Annotated in this window: 18 protein-coding genes, 1 tRNA gene and 1 pseudogene; 16 read left to right on the top strand and 4 right to left on the bottom strand. The window is 69.1% G+C overall.

The features are described 5' to 3' along the window. The first annotated feature begins 84 nt into the window (after positions 1-84). From ACIBBH_RS40375 to ACIBBH_RS40355, 5 genes are all read left to right on the top strand, one after another. Entirely contained in the window at positions 85-729 is a 645-nt protein-coding gene (locus tag ACIBBH_RS40375) for an isochorismatase family protein (protein ID WP_399413671.1), read from the top strand. A 186-nt stretch (positions 730-915) separates the two neighbouring features. After that, on the top strand, positions 916-1,866 hold the full coding sequence (locus ACIBBH_RS40370) for a pirin family protein (RefSeq protein ID WP_399413669.1): 951 nt from the start codon (positions 916-918) through the stop codon (positions 1,864-1,866). 71 nt (positions 1,867-1,937) lie between these two features. Further along, on the top strand, positions 1,938-2,537 hold the full coding sequence (locus tag ACIBBH_RS40365; protein WP_399413667.1) for an antibiotic biosynthesis monooxygenase: 600 nt from the start codon (positions 1,938-1,940) through the stop codon (positions 2,535-2,537). After that, positions 2,530-3,456: an LLM class flavin-dependent oxidoreductase gene (locus tag ACIBBH_RS40360; protein ID WP_399413665.1), complete on the top strand. Its 927-nt coding sequence runs from the start codon at positions 2,530-2,532 to the stop codon at positions 3,454-3,456. The genes ACIBBH_RS40365 and ACIBBH_RS40360 overlap by 8 nt, the downstream gene beginning before the upstream one ends. Continuing rightward, positions 3,453-3,791, top strand: a complete 339-nt coding sequence (locus ACIBBH_RS40355; RefSeq protein ID WP_399413663.1) for a hypothetical protein — start codon at positions 3,453-3,455, stop codon at positions 3,789-3,791. Before ACIBBH_RS40360 ends, ACIBBH_RS40355 begins: the two co-directional genes overlap by 4 nt. On the opposite strand, the gene ACIBBH_RS40350 is transcribed toward ACIBBH_RS40355, so the two are convergent. Further along, positions 3,778-4,335 carry a YceI family protein gene (locus tag ACIBBH_RS40350; protein WP_399413661.1) on the bottom strand — a complete coding sequence of 186 codons (558 nt, stop codon included), beginning with the start codon at positions 4,333-4,335 and terminating at the stop codon, positions 3,778-3,780. The two genes, ACIBBH_RS40355 and ACIBBH_RS40350, sit on opposite strands and share 14 nt — an antisense overlap. A gap of 124 nt (positions 4,336-4,459) precedes the next feature. Here ACIBBH_RS40350 and ACIBBH_RS40345 point away from each other — a divergent pair, with 124 nt between their 5' ends. The 6 genes and pseudogenes from ACIBBH_RS40345 to ACIBBH_RS40320 all read left to right on the top strand — a co-directional run bounded on the left by ACIBBH_RS40345 (position 4,460) and on the right by ACIBBH_RS40320 (position 8,607). Next, positions 4,460-5,563, top strand: a complete 1,104-nt coding sequence (locus ACIBBH_RS40345; RefSeq protein ID WP_399413659.1) for an NAD(P)-dependent alcohol dehydrogenase — start codon at positions 4,460-4,462, stop codon at positions 5,561-5,563. Between the two features lie 46 nt (positions 5,564-5,609). Continuing rightward, positions 5,610-5,915 (top strand): antibiotic biosynthesis monooxygenase, encoded by a 306-nt coding sequence (locus ACIBBH_RS40340; protein WP_399413657.1) that lies wholly within the window; start codon positions 5,610-5,612, stop codon positions 5,913-5,915. Continuing rightward, positions 5,909-6,184: pseudogene (locus ACIBBH_RS40335) on the top strand (alpha/beta hydrolase family protein); the annotation flags it as partial. The gene ACIBBH_RS40340 and the pseudogene ACIBBH_RS40335, both read left to right, overlap by 7 nt. Before the next feature lie 91 nt (positions 6,185-6,275). Next, positions 6,276-6,842, top strand: coding sequence for an alpha/beta hydrolase family protein (locus ACIBBH_RS40330; RefSeq protein WP_399413655.1), 567 nt, complete (start codon positions 6,276-6,278; stop codon positions 6,840-6,842). Between the two features lie 262 nt (positions 6,843-7,104). Then, the gene (locus tag ACIBBH_RS40325; RefSeq protein ID WP_399413653.1) at positions 7,105-7,815 is read left to right on the top strand and encodes a zinc-binding dehydrogenase; all 711 of its coding nucleotides are present in this window, start codon (positions 7,105-7,107) and stop codon (positions 7,813-7,815) included. 45 nt (positions 7,816-7,860) lie between these two features. Then, positions 7,861-8,607 carry a PIG-L deacetylase family protein gene (locus ACIBBH_RS40320; RefSeq protein WP_399413651.1) on the top strand — a complete coding sequence of 249 codons (747 nt, stop codon included), beginning with the start codon at positions 7,861-7,863 and terminating at the stop codon, positions 8,605-8,607. Between the two features lie 4 nt (positions 8,608-8,611). On the opposite strand, the gene ACIBBH_RS40315 is transcribed toward ACIBBH_RS40320, so the two are convergent. Further along, positions 8,612-9,148 carry a MarR family winged helix-turn-helix transcriptional regulator gene (locus ACIBBH_RS40315; protein WP_399413649.1) on the bottom strand — a complete coding sequence of 179 codons (537 nt, stop codon included), beginning with the start codon at positions 9,146-9,148 and terminating at the stop codon, positions 8,612-8,614. A gap of 325 nt (positions 9,149-9,473) precedes the next feature. Here ACIBBH_RS40315 and ACIBBH_RS40310 point away from each other — a divergent pair, with 325 nt between their 5' ends. From ACIBBH_RS40310 to ACIBBH_RS40290, 5 genes are all read left to right on the top strand, one after another. Further along, positions 9,474-10,382: an LLM class flavin-dependent oxidoreductase gene (locus tag ACIBBH_RS40310; protein ID WP_399413647.1), complete on the top strand. Its 909-nt coding sequence runs from the start codon at positions 9,474-9,476 to the stop codon at positions 10,380-10,382. Between the two features lie 112 nt (positions 10,383-10,494). After that, a complete protein-coding gene (locus tag ACIBBH_RS40305; protein WP_399413645.1) occupies positions 10,495-11,001 on the top strand; it encodes a nuclear transport factor 2 family protein in 507 nt (168 codons plus the stop codon). Positions 11,002-11,130: 129 nt separating this feature from the next. Then, positions 11,131-12,582 carry an MFS transporter gene (locus ACIBBH_RS40300; protein ID WP_399413643.1) on the top strand — a complete coding sequence of 484 codons (1,452 nt, stop codon included), beginning with the start codon at positions 11,131-11,133 and terminating at the stop codon, positions 12,580-12,582. Positions 12,583-12,788: 206 nt separating this feature from the next. Beyond that, positions 12,789-12,921: transfer RNA gene (locus ACIBBH_RS40295), tRNA-Ile, on the top strand. Positions 12,922-12,974: 53 nt separating this feature from the next. Beyond that, positions 12,975-13,730 (top strand): hypothetical protein, encoded by a 756-nt coding sequence (locus ACIBBH_RS40290; protein WP_399413640.1) that lies wholly within the window; start codon positions 12,975-12,977, stop codon positions 13,728-13,730. 76 nt (positions 13,731-13,806) lie between these two features. Here the strand turns inward: ACIBBH_RS40290 and ACIBBH_RS40285 are convergent, their stop codons facing one another. Together ACIBBH_RS40285 and ACIBBH_RS40280 are read right to left on the bottom strand one after the other, a co-directional pair. Then, a complete protein-coding gene (locus tag ACIBBH_RS40285) occupies positions 13,807-14,061 on the bottom strand; it encodes a Txe/YoeB family addiction module toxin (RefSeq protein WP_399413638.1) in 255 nt (84 codons plus the stop codon). Continuing rightward, positions 14,058-14,321: a type II toxin-antitoxin system Phd/YefM family antitoxin gene (locus ACIBBH_RS40280; protein ID WP_399413636.1), complete on the bottom strand. Its 264-nt coding sequence runs from the start codon at positions 14,319-14,321 to the stop codon at positions 14,058-14,060. Before ACIBBH_RS40280 ends, ACIBBH_RS40285 begins: the two co-directional genes overlap by 4 nt. Between the last annotated feature and the right edge of the window lie 218 nt (positions 14,322-14,539).

Below are 14,539 nucleotides of genomic sequence, written 5' to 3'. Positions count from 1 at the left end.
CTGCCATTGGTCACTGTTCTTGACTATCAAGTTTCGTACGAAAGTGGTGGGCGGGTGACCGCCCCCTGACGCAGGAGACGCCCAATGACCGAGAACCTTCCGGGAACCAGCCGCTTCCTCGAGCCGCTGACCCGCGACAACACCGCCCTCCTTCTCGTCGATCACCAGATCGGCTTGTTCACCGGAGTGCGCGACATCGACGTCGCCACGCTCAAGCACAATGTGGCCGCGCTGGCGAAGGCCGCGCAGGTGCTCGACATCCCCACCGTGGTCACCACCACCATGGCGGACGGCATGTGGGGGCCGCTCGTACCGGAGCTGGCCGAGGTCCTTCCCTCGGATCTGGAGGTGATCGACCGCGGCACCGTCAACGCCTGGGACGAGCCGCGCGTCCGTCAGGCCGTGGAGGCGACCGGCCGGAAGAAGCTGATCATCGCGGGCATCTCCATCGAGGTCTGCCTCGCCTTCCCGGCGATCTCCGCCACGGCCGCCGGCTACGACGCGTACGCGGCCATCGACGCCTCCGGCACCTTCAGCGAGACCAAGCGCACGGCGGGTCTGCTGCGGATGCAGCAGGCGGGTGTCATCGTCACCGACTACGCGACGACCATGGTCGAGATCCTCGCCGACAACTCCGACCCGAAGGCGTACGAGCTCTACGGGGCGCTGGACATGCCGTTCGCCACGCTGGTCGGTCAGCTGTCCGCCGCTTACTCCAAGAACGGCTGACCCGTCCAGCCGCCGAGCCGCTCCCGCGGGGCGCTGCCCCCGTAACCGCGCCGCGGGAGCTCCCCGGGTGCCGGGCCGTGTCCCCCGCACGCCCGGCACCCGGCCCAGCCCCTCACTCACGTCAGTCACCTCACCCGGTGCAGCGCACAACGCAATCCGGCGCGTGAAGGAGAAGGAAGAAGGACCATGCCCGCCGTAACCGTCGAATCGACCCTCGCCCTGCCACGCATCCCGAGCCCCGGTGAAGCCGCCCGACAACGCCCTGTCCTCGCCGTGACCGACGCCCCCCAGGGCTTCGAAGGCGAAGGATTCCCGGTACGCCGGGCACTCGCGGGGATCGATCTGCGCCACCTCGACCCGTTCCTGATGATGGATCAGATGGGCGAGGTGGAGTACAGCCCTGGCGAGCCCAAAGGAACCCCGTGGCACCCCCACCGGGGGTTCGAGACCGTCACCTACATGATCGACGGCATCATGGAGCACCGCGATTCCAACGGAGGCGGCGGCGTCATCACCAATGGGGACACCCAGTGGATGACGGCCGGCTCCGGCATGCTGCACATCGAAACGCCCCCCGAACATCTGGTGATGAGCGGCGGCCTGTTCCACGGCTTCCAGCTGTGGGTCAATCTGCCCAGCGACCGCAAGATGTCCGCGCCCCGCTACCAGGACATCCGGGGTTCCCAGCTGGAACTCCTCGCCAGTGACGACGGCGGCGCCCTGGTCCGGCTGATCGCCGGTGAGCTGGCAGGCAGGCACGGGCCGGGTGCGACGCACACGCCGATCACACTGCTCCACGCCACTCTCAGCCCCGGTGCCCTGCTCACCCTGCCCTGGCGCCCGGACTTCAACGCCCTCGCCTACGTTCTGGCGGGCCGGGGCAGCGTCGGCGAGGAGCGGCGACCGGTGCACTCCGGTCAGCTCGCCGTCTTCGGCCCGGGCGACGTGATCGGCGTCGCGGCCGATGAGAAACAGGAGAGCAGGTCCCCAGGGCTTGACGTGGTGATCCTCGGCGGTCTGCCGATCCGTCAGCCGGTCGCCTGGAACGGCCCCTTCGTCATGAACACGCGCAGCGAACTCATGCAGGCGTTCGACGACTTCCAGTCCGGACGGTTCGGCCGGATCCCGGCCGCCTGAACCCGTGCCGGGATCGCTCAGGGTCTCTGATCCCGGCCGCCCCACCCCCGAGCCATCGCAGGAAACCGCCCATGAGCATCGACCGCCCCATCCCCGAGCAGCGGCATGCCGACCCCGTCACCGTGCTGGTCGAACGCCGCGTCCTTCCCGGCAAGGGGGAGGAGTTCCAGTCGTGGGCACACGGCATCCTGGCCGAAGCCGCTGGATTCCCCGGATATCTCGGTGGCGGCGTCCTGCACCCGGCAGCCGCAGACGACCGCTGGCACCTTGTCTACCGGTTCACCGACCAGGCCTCCCTGCACGCCTGGGAGAGCTCACCGCACAACGAACGCTGCCTCCACCATGGCAGGGAACTGCACGAACTGGTCCGCGTCCGCCATCTGTCCGGCATGGAGGACCTGTTCGCTCTGCCGGACCGGGCCGCACCGCCCCGCTGGAAGCTCACTCTCGTGGCAGCGGCCGCCGTGTATCCCCTCTCGCTCCTCTCCAACGTTTTCCTCGTGCCGTACACAGGTGGCCTTCCGCCGGCCGTGCGCAACGCACTGATCGCGCTCTTCTTCAGCGGCGCCATGACCTATGCCCTGCTGCCCGCGCTCTCCCGCGTCCTGCGCCGCTGGCTGAGCGGTCCGTCACCGTCATTCGCACCCCACCCCGAGGACAGCCATGCGTGACCTGCAGTTCGGTTTCTCGCTCAACCCCACCACCGACATCGCGGCACACCGCGACCTGGTGTGCGTGGCCGAGGAGGAGGGACTCGACCTCGTCGGCGTGCAGGACCATCCCTACAGCCCCGCGCTCGTGGACACCTTCACCCTCATCGCCATGCTGCTGGAGGGCACCGAGCGGCTGCGCTTCTTCCCGGACGTGGCCAATCTGCCGCTGCGTCATCCGTCGATGCTCGCCAAGACGGCGGCTTCGCTCGATCTGCTCTCCGCGGGCCGCTTTGAACTGGGTATCGGTGGTGGCGGCTACTGGTCCGCCATCACCCAGATGGGAATGACGCCCCGGCTCGGCCCGGCCGAGGCCCTGGCCCACCTGGAGGAGGCCGTCCAGATCCTGAGGGCACTGTGGCGGTCCGCACCCGAGCCGGTCACGTTCGAGGGCCGCCGCTACACCATCCCCGGACTGCGCAGCGGGCCCGCTCCGGCCCATCCGATCGGCATCTGGATCGGTGCCCAGGGCCCCCGTTCCCTGGAACTGACGGGCCGACTGGCCGACGGATGGGCCGCGCCCATCCCCAGCTACCTGCCGTACGAGAAGTGGGCCGAATCCAACGCGCTGATCGACGACGCGGCCCGCGCCTCCGGCAGGAACCCTCAAGACGTGCTGAGGATCGCTCAGCTCGTCGGCACCATCACGGACCGACTCGGCGACGCTGCGGCCACAACGGGTAAGGCCCCTGTCCGCGCGACCGCGGAGCAGTGGGCCGCTCTACTGGCTCGCCTGGCGACCGAGCAGCCGTTCCGAACCTTCGTCTTCTGGCCGGAGGAGACCACGGTCGATCAGGTCGGGCGTTTCGCCCGCGAGGTGGTGCCCGCCGTACGAGAAACGCTTCGTCAAAGCGCAGAACAGGAGAAGTCACCGTCATGACCTTGTGGAACGTCACCGCGCCGACCGTGCGCATAGTGGGCGACAAGGAAGTGCGCGGCACCCAGACGTGGGTCGTCCAGGCGCCGCGCAGCGTCGAGGCGGTGCGGCAGGTGGCCGCCCGCGTTGCCGCCGAGGAAGCCGTCCGGCACCGCCGGGGTGCCGCCATCGACTCCACCGCATTCACCACCACACGCTGGAGGAGCCCCCATGGGGTGCTGGGACCCACGGCTCCGCACCCGCAGGCCCTTCGAGCCGGACACGGTGGGCCCGATCAGGGGGCGGACACCTCCTCGTCCGCGCCCCTGACAGCCGGATGGAGGACTATTGCTGCCTGACTGCCTCGATCTCGAGTTCGATGTCGACGCTGTCCCCGATCAGCGTGCGCCCGCCGGGCAGGGGCACATTGCCCATCACGCCGAAGTCGGAACGGCTGATCCGGGTGGACGCCCGGAATCCGGCTCGTGTGCCGCCCCACGGGTCCTCGGCCACGCCGAGGAACACCAGGTGGAGAGTGACCGGGCGCGTCTCGCCCTTCACGGTCATGAATCCCTCGACGCTGTATCGACCGTCTTTCTGTTCCCGTACGGTGGCGGACTCGAAGAGTGCGGTCGGGTGTGTGTCGGTGTCGAAGTAGTCGGCGCTGCGCAGGTGCTTGTCGCGGTCGGCGTTGCGGGTGTCGACCGACGTGGTGTCGATTTCTGCCCGGACACTGGACCGTGTCGGGTCGTCGCCGACGCTGATGGTCCCGCTGAAGGACGAGAAGCTGCCACGCACACGGGCCATCAGGTGGCGCACCGTGAAGCTCACCTCGGAATGGGCGGGGTCTATCTGCCATACGCCCGTGAGCTGGTCGGTCTCGGTGAGCGGCGGGGTGCTCATGGTGGTCTCCTGGATGTGTCGGGTCGCGGCTCGATGAGCCACCCACTCAGTTTATGGTCATAATGTTGACGGTCAAGATTTTGACTAATGGCTTGGTCGGGTCGGCAACACCGAAGGAGTCGTCATGCCGAAGCTGATCAGAGCCGCCGTCGTACCTGAGCCGGGGGCCGACTTCGAGATCATGGACGTGCTTCTCGACGACCCGCGCGCCGGTGAGGTGCTGGTACGTATCGAGGCAGTCGGCATCTGCCATGCCGACATCGCCGCCCGGGAGGGGAAGACCCCGTTCCCGTATCCGGCCGTACTGGGGCACGAGGGGGCCGGGGTGGTGGAGGCGGTCGGAGCGGGCGTCACCTCCGTGGTACCCGGTGACAAGGTGGTGCTCACGTTCGCCTCCTGCGGCGTCTGTGCGAGCTGCCGCTCCGGTCTGCCCAGCCAGTGCGCGGACTTCCTGTCGCTCAACTTCGCCGCCTGCGCACGTTCGGACGGCAGCCCGACCCTGTGGCTCGGTGACACACCGCTGCACGGGCACTTCTTCGGGCAGTCGCCCTTCGCCACCCACGCGCTGGTCACCGAGCGGAACACGGTGAAACTCCCCGATGAGGCGCCGCTGGCCACACTCGCACCGCTCGGCTGCGGCATCCAGACCGGCGCGGGCGCTGTCCTGAACGTCCTTCGGCCAGCGCCCGGCGGTTCGGTCGCGGTGTTCGGGGCCGGTGCAGTGGGACTCGCAGCCGTCATGGCGGCCCGGCTCACCCAGGCCGCGCACGTCGTCGCCGTCGACGTGCACCCCGGTCGGCTGGACCTGGCCGCCGAACTGGGGGCCACCGACACCATCGACGCCCGGACCACCGACCCGGTGGCGGCCATCCGGAAGCTCACCGGCGGCGGAGCTGGTTATGTGCTGGAGAGCAGTGGCAATGTACTGGTGTTCCGGCAGGCCATCGACGCCGCGGCCATCGGCGGCGTCATCGGCATCGTGGGTGCCCCTTTCGGGCGCGAGGCGGCAGTCGACGTCGCGGACATCGTCAACAGCAGCAAGCGGATCGTGGGAATCGTCGAGGGCGGGGGTGTGCCCCACGTGTTCATACCGGCTCTTGCCGAACTGCACGCAGTCGGCCGCCTTCCCGTCGAGCGCCTGGTCGCCGCGTTCCCGTTCGACCGGATCAACGAAGCCGCCCGGGCCGCGGCCTCCGGCGAGGCCGTCAAACCCGTTCTCCTTCTTTGACCCGCCGGCGACCGAGCTGGCGAGCGTACGACCCCTGAGGATGATCATGACCACCGTAGAACTCACCCGCTTCCGGGTCCCGGCCGACCGGGCTCAGGGACTTCTCGACGCACGGCCGGGGATGCTCGAGGCATTCCGTACGGACCGACAAGGATTCCTCGGCGCCCAGTTGGTGGGCATCGACGATGAGCAGTGGCTGGACGTCGTGTGGTGGGACACGGCCGAAGACCTGGACGCGTCCAAGGCCAAGGGCGCTAACCTGCCGGCCATCCAGGCGTTCTTTGCGCCCATCAGCGAGCTGCTCAGCTCCGAGCGGGGCACCCTCCTCGACACGACGGCCCAGCCGTGGTGAGCGTGCGGAAGGGGGCCGTGTTGACCGTCCGTTACGGGTCCGGCCAGTCCCAGACCGGCGACCTGTACCTTCCGCCAGGCGAAGGCGCCCACCCGGTCGTGGTGCTCATCCACGGCGGGTTCTGGACCGCGATGCTCGACCGTAGCCAACTGGTGCCGCTGGCGCACGACGTGGTGGCCCGCGGCTACGCCGTGTGGAACATCGACTACCGGGGCATTGGAGAGAGCGGCGGCGGATGGCCCGGAACGTTGGTGGACGCCGCTGCTGCTGTCGACATCCTGGCCGGTCTCGCGGCGGGGGACGTGCCCGGCGGGCAGGCCGCGGCTGATCTCGCCCGGCGCCGGCTCGACCTGGACTGTCGTGGCGATCGGGCACTCCGCAGGAGGCCAGCTCGCCCTGTGGCTCGCGTCCCGGCCCGGGCTGCCTGCCGGAGCGCCGGGCAGCGGTGGCCGGGGCGTACCGCTCGCTGCCGCGGTGTCGCTGGCAGGGGTGCTGGATCTGCGGGCCGCGGATGCCGACGAGCTGGGGGCCCGCTTCGGCGACCCGTCGGTACCGCCTCCGGCGAAGGCGCCCGCACCGGCCAGGCCGGAACTCGCGCCGACCCTGGCGAGGCTGACGCCGCACGGAGCGGCGGCCGCACTGCTCGGCGGAGGCGCGGACGACGTGCCCGACCGCTACGCGCTGGCCTCACCCCTCGAACGCCTGCCTCTCGGTGTACCTCAGCTTGTCGTCCACGGGAGCGACGACACGGGGGCTCCCCCTGCTCAGGGCGGGACGTATGTCACTGCTGCCCGGGAACTGGGCGACCAGGTGGAGTACGTCGAGGTCCCGGGTGCGGACCACTTCGACGTCATCGACCTCGATCACCCGTCCTGGCAGGCAGTGGTGCGTCGGCTGCCGGACCTGCTCAAGACCGCGGAGGACTGAGCGCCGTGCGCGCAGCGTGGTACGAGTCGACCGGTCCGGCGTCCGAGGTGTTGCGGGTCGGCGAAATGGAGGATCCGCAGCCCGGTCCCGGCGAGGTGCGGATCCGTGTGCATGCCTCGGGTATCAATCACGGGGACGTGATCAAGAGGCAGGACTGGATCGGCTACGGCATGGCCTGGCCTCGGGTCATCCCGCACTCGGACGGCGCGGGGTCGTCGACGCCGTGGGGGAGGGCGTTGCCACCGCCAGGGTGGGGGAGCGCGTGTGGTGCTATGACGCACAGTCGTACCGGCCTTTCGGTACGGCCGCCGGCTATGTGACCGTGCCTGCCGAGAAGGCGGTGCACCTCCCCGACGGCGTCTCCTTCGAGCAGGGGGCCTGTCTCGGGATCTCCGGGCTCACCGCGCACCGCGCCCTGTTCATGGACGGTCCGCTGCGGGACGCCTGGGTGCTCGTCACCGGTGCCACGGGTGCGGTCGGCCGCTCGGCGGTTGCCCTGGCCCGGCGCGGCGGGGCGAGGGTGATCGCCACCGTCCGGCGGCCGGGCCCGGTGCCTGGCGCGGACCACGTGCTCCTGGCGGACGGCACGATGCCCGCCCGGGTGAAAGAGTTGACCGCGGGGCGCGGGGCCGACCGGGTGCTCGAGGTGGCGTTCGGGGCCCATGCGGACACCGATCTGGAGATCCTTGCTGTGGGCGGGGTGATCGCCGCCTACGCCACCGACGAGGATCGCCCGGCCATCCCCTTCTGGCAGCTGGGGTTCTCCAACGTCACCGTGCACTTCCTGGGTAGCGACGACTTCCCCGCAGAGGCCAAGAGGGCCGCGGCCGCGGAACTGAGCGCAGCGGCGGCCGCGGGCGATCTGGTCCATCCCGTCGCTCACCGCTTCCCGCTGGAGGACATCGCCGCCGCTCATGAAGCCGCCGAGAGCGGCGGCGCCGGAGGCCGCGTCCTGATCGTTTCCGGCCCCTGAGGGGCAGGACCTATCGGCTCGAGCGAATGAGCTATAGTAAGGATCGTGACTGTCACTAAATTGACCATCGGTCGGGTGTTGCGGCACCCCGTGCCGGAGGACTGGCGCCGCGGGCTTGCGGTGGTGGCGCACCCGGACGACCTGGAGTTCGGGGCCTCGTCGGCGATCGCCCGGTGGACCGCTCAAGGCAAGACGGTGGTCGATCTGCTGGTCACCCGGGGTGAGGCCGGAATCGAGTCGATGCCTCCCGAGCGCACCGCGGCGGTGCGCTCGGCCGAGCAGATCGCTGCCGCCGGGCTCGTCGGGGTAAACCAGGTCGAGTTCCTGAACCACCCCGACGGCACGGTCGAATACGGCATCGCGTTGCGCCGCGACCTCGCCCGCGCCATCCGACGCCACCGCCCCGACGTGATCATCTCGCTCAACTTCCGGGAGTTCTTCGACAACGGTGCGCTCAACCACGCCGACCACCGCGCCGTGGGCTCGGCACTGATCGACGCGGCCCGCGACGCGGCGAACCGGTGGGTGTTCCCCGAACTGCTCGACGAAGGACTCCAGCCGTGGTCCGGCGTTCGCTGTGCCATGTTCGGTTCGTCGCCGGAGGCCGAGCACTTCGTCGACGTCACGGCGCATCTCGACCGGGGAGTGGAGTCCTTGGCCGCGCACGAGGCATACCTCGGCAACCTTGCGGGAGGCTTCGACCCCGAGCAGTTCCTACGCCGTCAGGCCGCTGACGCTGGACGCCGCGCGGGAGTGCCGCTGGCGGTCGCCTTCGAAGTGGTCCCGCTATGAGTGATCAACGGCCGGTGCCCTTGCGCGGCTCCCGCCTGCTGGCTGCGGCCTCGTCGAACTGGGCCAGCTGCTGGGCGGTGATCTCCTGGAAGGCGCCCTTGAACGCCGCGTACTTCCGTTCGCCGATGGCCTCCGCATGCCGCTTCTCGATGGCGGCCACGATCGCGTCCGACTTCTCCATCTGGTCCAGGCCCCTGCGAGTCGGGACGATCAGCTTGGCCCGCCGGTCCCGAGGGTCGGGCCGGCGTTCCACGTACTCCAGGGCCTCCAGCTCGTCGACCAGGTTGCCGATGACCTGTTTATGAGTTCCCGACTGCCGTGACAGGTCCGTCGCCCGGCTGCCTTCCTCGTCGAGAAAGCCCAGCACGGCGCCGTGCTGCGGCCGTAGCTCGGGATGACCCTGCTCGGCCAGCGTCTCGAAGAGCTCCTTCTGGATCGAGAAGAGCAGTCGCGTGGACAGAATCCCGAGATCCGGATCCTTGAGCTTCCGTTCACTGCGCCGCACCACAGCACACCCCTCGTCACCATTGTTGACTGTCACTATTTTTAATAGTACTGGGCACAGAGGGGCTGGTCAGGGCTGCCGTCGCGCGGCCAGTGCGGCGAGTGATCTTCCGGTGGCGCGAGTTCGTCACGCCGGCCAGGGTCGGTACCTGTCATTGAGCCGTGCGCCGGCCGTGAACCTCTGGTCGCGCAGGCGGACGAACTTCGTTCTGATCTCTCTTGAGTCACTCATTCTGACCAAAATCCGTGGGTCCGGGGGCCGGTCCTGGGGTCACTGTGCGGCGGGGACCGGAATTCCGTCGTCAGGGCCTGCGGCAAACCTAGGTGCTGGGTGGTGACCCGGCATCGGAGACGGAGGCGTCATGGTGGACTACGGCAGGCCGGTGGAGTTCGGGTACTCCACCGAGCCCGGGCGGTATGACGAGGTGCTGCACTCGGTCCTGCTGGCCGAGCGGCTGGGGCTCGACCTCGTGGGTATCCAGGATCATCCGTATCAGGGCAGGTTCCTGGACACGTGGACGCTGCTCGGCAGTCTGGTCGCTCGGACCGAGCGGATCCGCTTCTTCCCTGATGTGTCGAACCTGCCCCTGCGGCATCCCCCGCTGATCGCCAAGTCGGCCGCCACTCTGGATGTCGTCAGCGGCGGCCGGTTCGAGCTCGGGCTGGGGGCAGGTGGCGCATGGGAGGCGGTGGAGGCGTACGGCGGCGAGCGGCGTACCGCTGGTGAGGCGGTAGCGGCGCTCGAAGAAGCGATCGCGGTCGTCAGGCTGCTCTGGAGCGAGCAGCGATCGGTGCGCTACGAAGGACGGTTCTATTCTCTGCGGGGCGCTCACCCGGGTCCGCTCCCCGTCCATGACATGGGTATCTGGCTCGGTGCCCTCGGATCGCGTTCCCTCGAACTGACCGGACGGCTGGCGGACGGCTGGGTGCCCTCGTCGCCCTTTCTGCCGCCGCCCCGGCTGCCGGAGGCTCATGCCCGGATCGACGACGCCGCTCGGTCGGCCGGCCGGCGACCCGAGGGCATCCGCCGCTTGTACAACATCAACGGCCTGATCACCGACGGTCCGGGCGAGGGCTTTCTCGTTGGGCCTGTCGAGCAGTGGGTGGAGGAGCTGACCGGCCTCGTCGTCGAAGACGGCATGGACACCTTCGTCTTCTTCCCCAGAGGTCCTGTAGACCGTCAACTGCCGCGGTTCGCCGAAGAAGTGGTGCCCGCGGTCCGGGAGCATGTCGCCCGCGAGCGGGGGGTTCGCCCCGCGGCTTCGTACTGACCACTGGTACGCCTCCGACGCTGGACACCGCACCTTGGACGGGAATACGATCATAATAGTCATTATTATGACTATCAATTGAGTTACTAATATCGCGTTGGAAGGAGACGACATGAAGACCATCCGGAGGGCGTCCGGACCCCTCATCGGGGTGCTGGCGGGTGCTGTGGCCGCCGGGGTGCTGCTGGGCGGGAACGCCACCGCCACGGAGAGCGACACCACCCACGACAGGGTCGCCATCCGCGAGGTGATAGACCGTCACCAGATGTACATCGACCTCAAGGACGCCGACGCCTACGCGAACCTGTACACCAAGGACGCCAGCTACCGGAGCCCGTTCGGATCCGCCGATGGCCGCAGCGAGATCAAGGCCATGTTCACCGACCTGGCCGACAAGGGCTTCACCAAGGGCAAGCGGCACATGACCGGCCCGGCCATGATCGAGGTCAACGGCACGACCGCCACCGCCCGCTCCTGGTACTGGGTCGCGGAGACCGAGAAGGAACACGCCGTCTACGCCACCGGCACCTACACCGACAAGCTCCGCAAGGTGAACGGCCAGTGGGAGATCGCCCAGCGCGTACAGACGCTGGACCAACTCGCCCCCGCGAGCCAGTAACCCCCCGGGGCGGCCCGTTGGGCGGGTCGCTCGCCCTCCCGCTCACGAGTCGTCTGCCGTCACCGCGCCGAGTTCTCCTCGGTGCGGTGACGGTCCTGCAGGTCGCCCGCCCCCACACCAGAGGTCGTCATGTTCCAGGAAGACCGAACCACCGCCCTTGCCTCCGCCGCGGCCGGGAACGGCCACCCGGACACCGGCCCGCCACCGGGCCGTGTGATCGCCGCACTCTCGGTCGCGGTGCTGGCCTACGGGCTGCTCCAGACCCTGGTCGCTCCGGCTCTGCCCACGTTCCAGCGGCATTTCGAGGTGAGCGGCGACTGGGCCGCGTGGGTGTTCACGCTCTACCTGCTGTCCGGCGCCGTGCTGACTCCCGTGCTCGCCCGCTTCGGCGATCGGCGCGGCAAACGCCGCACTCTGCTCGCCTCACTCGCCGTCTTCGGCGCCGGCACCCTGCTGGCCGCCGTCGCCTGGAACTTCCCCCTCCTGCTGCTGGCTCGCGCGGCGCAGGGGGCCGGCGCGGCCGCCCTTCCCCTGTCCTTCGGTATCGTCAGCGCCCTGCTTCCTCCGCAACGCATAGGCCGAGGCCTCGGGATCGTGTCCGCGATGATCGGCGCGGGCACCGGGCTGGGCTTCGTCGTCGGCGGTCTCCTGGTCGACCACGCGTCATGGAGGTGGATGTTCGCCGTGCTCGCCGGCGTCATCGCGGTCGCCTTCCTGCTGGTCGCCCGGTGGATCCCCGACGACACGGCCCGCCGAGACGAACCCCAGGACGTACCGGGCACCATCCTGCTCTCGCTCGGCCTGGTGGCCCTGCTCCTCGCGATCACCCAAGGCTCGCACGCCGGATGGCTGTCCACCCCCGTGCTCGGCCTCTTCCTCGCCGCTGCCGTCCTCCTGGCCGCACTGGCGGTGGCGGAGAAGCGCACGCCGCACCCGCTGCTCCAACCGCGCGTCTTCCTCGACCGGCCGATGCTGCTGACCCACTGCGCCGCGGCGCTCTTCTACGCCGCGGCCCTGATCTTCTTCCTCCTTGTGCCCATGCTCGCCCAACTGCCGGCAGGCGGGCCCGAGCGCGCTGTGCAAGGGTTCGGCTTCACCGTCACCGCCGCCGGCCTGCTCATGCTTCCCTCGGCGCTCCTCCAAGTCCTGATGGCGCCGCTCGTGCCGGCGCTGGAGCGGGCGTTCGGTCACCGAGCCCCGTTGCTCGGAGGGCTGCTGCTCGTCCTCGCCGGGAGCCTCGCTCTTGCACTCTGGCATGCCACCCCGCTGCAGGTGCTCGCCGATTCCGTACTGCTGGGAGGGGGCGCCGCCTTCAGCTTCGCGGCACTGCCGTCGCTCGTGGTCCGCTTCGCCCCAGGCCATGCGATAGCCACCGCCAACGGCCTCAACACGGTCGTCCGCACAGTAGGCGGTGTCATCGGGACCCAGGTTGCCATCGCGATCCTCAGCACCCACTCGGTCACCGGCTCGGCCCTGCCGAGCGAGGGTGCCTTCACCGTCGTGTTCACGCTCGGCGCCTTCTTTGCGGCGGTCGGTGTGACAGTGGTCCTGCTCCTGCCTCGCACTGCCGCCACGCGTTGAAGGGGTGCGGCGCCGCGGGCTCCCCGCTCCCGTTGAAGGGGAGGGGAGCCTCGGTGCGCGTCGGAAAGGGAATCCGCTGCGGATGGGTTCGAATACCCACCTCCCGAGCTGGCGTAATCGCCCGACAGTCCGGAGTCCCTGTCCGTACGGGGCGGTGTCGGGACGCAGTTGGGACGCAAGGATAGGAACAGACCGACAAGGACGGAGGGGCGGAGACACGGCGCACCCGGCCTGACCAGCAAAAACGTCGTGAACGGACGCTGATCGGCAAGGGCCGCCAAGATCCTCAAAGGACTCATAATCCGTCGGCCGTGGGTTCGAGTCCCACCCGCCCCACCACTCGCGGGTCAGAGAAACGTTCTGACCTGCACAAACGTCTCTAGCGGTATCTGATGGAGCGTCTGGTCAAGGCGGAGGGCGACGTCGATGCGCTGGTCGCCCTGTACGCGCAGGACCTCGACCCGTCCGGGGCCACCCATCTGCGCATCGCCGAGGAACTCGAATCGGCGGGCCGCGCGGACGAGGCGCTCACGTGGGCGGAGCGCGGACTGCGGGACTGCGCCGCCGAGACGTACATCGATGGCCACCTGGTCGACTACCTGTGTGCCCGTTACGCGAAGGCGGGGCGGTCGGCGGACGTGGTCGGAGTGCGCCGGGACCGGTTCCATGCCGAGCGGTCTCTGGCCGCCTACCAGCAGCTGCGCTCTGCCGCTCAGGCGGCGCAGTGCTGGGAGGCCGAGCGTGTGGCCGCGCTGGCTGTCCTGAGGGAGGACGTCCGCCGTGAGCGCGGCGGCCGGTATGGCGGTCCCGTGCTGATCGACACGCTGCTCGATGACGGCGATGTGGGCGCGGCCTGGTGCGAGGCCGCCGGCCTCGCCGACGACCGGCAGTGGGAACGCCTCGCCGACCTGTCACGCGAGACGCACCCGGCCGAGGCGCTCGCGGTCTACCTGAGGCTGGTTGAGCGGCTGAAGGAGCCGACCGGCGACCGTGCCTACGAGCACCTGGCGCGACTGCTGATGGGTGCCCGTGAGTGCCATCGCGCGCTGGGGACGCAGAAGGCGTTCACCGACCATCTCGCCGGCCTGCGGGCGGAACTGAAACGCCGGCGCAAGCTGATGAACATCCTCGACCGGTACGGGCTGTGAAGGTGGGCGGGCCCGGCGCCCCCTCACCGAGTGCCGGGCGGCGCTTCTCAGCCTGAGAGGTCTGTGTCCGCCGGCGTCAGTAGTGGTACCGGGCCTGGACGATGATCAACTCGTCGTCGGCCGGCTTGTACACGAGCCGGTGGGTGTCGTCGATTCTCCGGGACCAGTAGCCTGACAGATCACCCTTCAAAGGCTCCGGCTTGCCGATGCCCTTGAAGGGATCGCGCACGATGTCGTCGATCAGCTTGTTGATGCGCTTGACCATCTTGCGGTCGATCTCGGCCCAGTAGGTGTAGTCCTGCCAGGCGTGCGATGTGAACGAGATCTTCACGCACGCCCCGCGTCAGGGTCGATGAGCTCACGTTGCCGAGCCTTCCCGGACTCTGCCTCGGCGATGGAGTCGAGCAGACGGCGGGCGTTCTTTGGGGAGCGCAGGAGGTGCACGGTCTCCGTCCAGGAGCTGAAGTCCTCTTCGGACATCAGGACGGCGTTCCCTTTGCGGGAGGTGATGTGAACGGGAGCGTGGTCCTCGTTGACCTGCTCGATCAGCGGGAACAGGTTCTGACGTGCCTCGCTGGCGGTGATGGACATGCCTGCCGCCTCCTCTCTCGACTGGTACAAGATATTGTACGAATCCTGTCGATGTCCACTGATCGCCTCGAGTCGCCGGTGCGGAGGCGTGGTCGGAACAGGCCGGACGGCCGCGCCGGGTAAAGGGCAAGACCGGGAAGTTAGGGCGGTTCGGTCGTGGTCCGGTGGCTGGTCAGGGTGATGGTGGTGATCACGGCTGCCTTGTGCCCGACGCTGCC

The sequence above is a fragment of the Streptomyces sp. NPDC051636 genome, assembly GCF_044453765.1.
Taxonomy (GTDB): Bacteria; Actinomycetota; Actinomycetes; order Streptomycetales; family Streptomycetaceae; genus Streptomyces.
Note: the sequence above shows the minus strand (reverse complement) of the source record. Positions and strands in the feature narration are given on the sequence as shown.